At 54.1% G+C, this 1,215-nt stretch carries 3 protein-coding genes; all 3 read right to left on the bottom strand.

All coding sequences use genetic code 11. From position 1 onward, the window contains the following. The coding region (locus tag DES37_RS25465; protein ID WP_211320584.1) for a Rha family transcriptional regulator at positions 1–329 on the bottom strand (329 nt) is incomplete at its 3' end. A gap of 14 nt (positions 330–343) precedes the next feature. Next, a complete protein-coding gene (locus DES37_RS25460; protein ID WP_110028305.1) occupies positions 344–730 on the bottom strand; it encodes a RusA family crossover junction endodeoxyribonuclease in 387 nt (128 codons plus the stop codon). Beyond that, on the bottom strand, positions 727–1,215 hold a 489-nt coding region (locus tag DES37_RS25455), incomplete at its 5' end, for a conserved phage C-terminal domain-containing protein (protein ID WP_211320583.1). The genes DES37_RS25460 and DES37_RS25455, both read right to left, overlap by 4 nt.

The following is a 1,215-nucleotide window of genomic DNA, read 5'->3' as shown; positions in this document are numbered from 1 at the left end:
AGGGCCTCGGGGAGTGACTGTGGTACCGGCGATTTCTTTGCTTCTTCCAGCTCCAGCCAGCGATCAATAACCCGTTTACGCAGCACGACGTTGTACCCGGACACCAGTGTCAGGCATAAATCACGCGGCAGTTGATAGCACGGATATGAACGCCCACGGTCATCCCGGTAATCTCCCGAAAACTGGGGAGATTGAATTTCGAGCTGTAGAAACATGTTGCGGATGTCAGCCATAACATGGTCATGTCGTTTCTCACACAGGCCAGCAATTTCCAGACTGGACATGGCTGGGAAACCCGGATCATTAATAACGTTCATTAAACTGCTCATACGTTCTCCACTGTTCAGGCGGCTGCACCCGCCGGTTTGTACAGACTTATCGTGATTTCAACTTTCCCGCCCTTCACTACCGGCCCCCACTCAATCAGCATCTTTTTAACCTGGCTGTCGTCTTCCCATACCCCGGCATGAGTCAGGGAATCGAACAGCGCCTTGTTGTAGTTATCCAGGTCACGGCGCTGGTTGTTCGGCGGAAACAAAACGATTTCAACCTCTGCCAGCTCGCTGGATGGCTTTGGCAAACGGCGTAACTGTTCAATGATGGCGGCACAGGCCGCACTCTGATATTTACGGCCCTCGGCACTGACCAGGATACGGCCAGCCATCGGCCCTTTGTTCGGGGAGCGCCAGTAGGCGTTAACGCTGGGTGGGAATGGCAAGATAAGCTTCATGACCGGAATCCCTCCGGAACCTGACTGTAATCAGTACCGGCATAACTGCCTTTGAAAGTGTCCACCCGACCAGTCGGCGATATGGCACCCGGTATCTGCCATTTGCCGTTGATGCATGCCGGGCGCCCGGCTTCATCCCACTTAAGTGCTTTCTGGTGGTACTCCTGGAAGTTCTCCGGGCCAAACAGTGTTTTGGGGCGCAGGTAGTCACACATTTTCGGGTCATCCAGCCATTTCGCCGTGGCGTAGTCCGTCACGCGGATCAGGTCTTCCGCCGTGAACATGTCAGCCAGGCGACCACGGATATACCCCATGGTGGTTTTGCCATCGCGATAACTGGATTTGGTTACCTGGTTGAAATGTTCCAGAACGGCAGTTGCCGGATCCTCTGGCGTGTTGTCGGGTTGCCCGGCAACCTGACAAGAAGGTTTTTTACCTGATGGATCAGTAGTTGAATTTACTGACGGATCCCCGCCAGATTCTGA

The sequence above is a fragment of the Mangrovibacter plantisponsor genome (assembly GCF_003182475.1).
Lineage (GTDB): Bacteria > Pseudomonadota > Gammaproteobacteria > Enterobacterales > Enterobacteriaceae > Mangrovibacter > Mangrovibacter plantisponsor.
The sequence above is the reverse complement of the archived record's forward strand: the minus strand, read 5'-3'. Positions and strand labels throughout refer to the sequence as shown.